Annotated in this window: 3 protein-coding genes; all 3 read right to left on the bottom strand. The window is 32.3% G+C overall.

The window, feature by feature from the left end; genetic code table 11:
- Positions 1 to 79 precede the first annotated feature (79 nt).
- On the bottom strand, positions 80 to 661 hold the full coding sequence (locus ACN4EE_RS23135; protein ID WP_431708864.1) for a hypothetical protein: 582 nt from the start codon (positions 659 to 661) through the stop codon (positions 80 to 82).
- 101 nt (positions 662 to 762) lie between these two features.
- Positions 763 to 1,098 (bottom strand): type II toxin-antitoxin system RelE family toxin, encoded by a 336-nt coding sequence (locus tag ACN4EE_RS23130; RefSeq protein WP_431708863.1) that lies wholly within the window; start codon positions 1,096 to 1,098, stop codon positions 763 to 765.
- Positions 1,099 to 1,338: a hypothetical protein gene (locus tag ACN4EE_RS23125; protein ID WP_431708862.1), complete on the bottom strand. Its 240-nt coding sequence runs from the start codon at positions 1,336 to 1,338 to the stop codon at positions 1,099 to 1,101.
- Positions 1,339 to 1,678: the final 340 nt, after the last annotated feature.

Here is a 1,678-nt window from a genome sequence, read left to right as displayed (position 1 = left end):
AACAGATTAAAAATCTTTTTTGAAGAAATCTATTTGTTATATTTACTAAATCTTACTATAAACTGATCAGTTTGCTCTACTAATTTACCGTTAAATTAAACCAGTTTTGTTGTGCTAGTCTCTCCCATGCTTTCTTAAGATGATTTTCCTTAAATAACTGTCTTTTTCTCTCATTCCATGAATAGACAAGTTTAATAGCTTGGTTAACATCGTTACTAGCTTGGTTATCTTCTTGGGTAACTACCCAGTGAATTGTGGCTAACATTTCCATTCCGTAAGGATTTTCAAAGCCCATAATTAATTCTGCTACTTGATTTAATCTATCTTTAGCTTCGGGATGTTGTTGTAAGTATTGATTTGCTTTTTCTCTACCTTCGGGTAAAACATAAATTTGGGATTGTTGGGTACGATCGCCGTATCCTTTGATAAAATGCCCTTCTATTTTCTGTAAAACATGGTTTAAATTATCAGCATAAGGACCATATTGATTTTTATCATAACGTAATCTTAGAGGCTCTCCTGCCACTTGTAAAAAGTAAGCTAATTTCTGAATTTCTAATTTAGTTAGTTTATAACCGGGGATACCATACAATTCTAAAAGATGAATTAATAAAGCACGTCCTAAAGTCATCTTAGGTATAGCTGTTTTTACTTTGATCATTTTCTTAAAAAAGTTTGTAGTTAACCCTTTAGGGGTTCAAAAGCTCTTGGTATAAGGGCTAAATCCCTCACTACGAGCCATTATGACATTTCAATAAATTTTTATTCTGTTAAGGTATCTTTGATAATACTTTCTATTTCTTCAGCACTAATATTAGTTTGCTCTGATTTTGCATAAATTACCAGTAGTAATATTATTTGATTGGAAACCACTTGATAAATAAGTCGATAGCCTCCGCTTTTACCAGTGGGAATATCGCTATTTTTAGCCCTTGCTTTATAAACTGTTTGCGATACTCCCGTAATTTGATTACCGATTAAGTTACCTTGTTGTAACTCGCTTACAACTGATTGAATATCTTGAGAAATTCGGCGATAACGTTTAGCTAACTTTTTGAGTTGCCGTTTAAAAGGGGCAGTAAATCTTATTTCTTTCATTTATACGTCTATCCCCTCCCAAAGTTCTTCAAGGGGGTAGGTTTTACCTTCTTTAGCATCTATTAAACTTTGTTTAAAGTCGGCTATAAGTTGCTCTTTACTGTCATTTTGTTCGGTGGTTTCGAGGTTAAGTTTTTCGATGATAGTCTCCCAAATGGTTAGGGGAATTAAAACATCGGTGGGTTTTCCTTCTTGGTTAGTTAGGTAACGAATTTGATTGTTTAATGTGTCTATATTCATTTTTGTTATAAGTTACACCCAGTATGATATTTTCATTTTGCCTAGTCGTTTTAGCAGACTTTCGCTATTAGCTTTGTCAATTCATTGCAAAGCGATTTATGAGTTAATATCATTATCCCACAATGAAATAAATTTCATTGCTCATAGCAGAACTCTACTAAAGTGAGTTATTTTTAAACTAATAAGGGTTTATCACAAATGATTTACTCTTACTTTTCCTGTTAATAAGTCCTGCATTAATCCCTGTTTTTTCTGTTTTAATTTCTTTAAATATTGTTCTTCTTTTTCGATCGCCCTCTCTTGGGTATCTAAAATTTTAGCTATTTTTTCTTGTTCATTT

This window comes from Geminocystis sp. CENA526 (genome assembly GCF_050753365.1).
In the GTDB taxonomy this organism is placed as follows: domain Bacteria; phylum Cyanobacteriota; class Cyanobacteriia; order Cyanobacteriales; family Cyanobacteriaceae; genus Geminocystis.
This window is presented reverse-complemented; position numbering and strand designations above follow the sequence as displayed.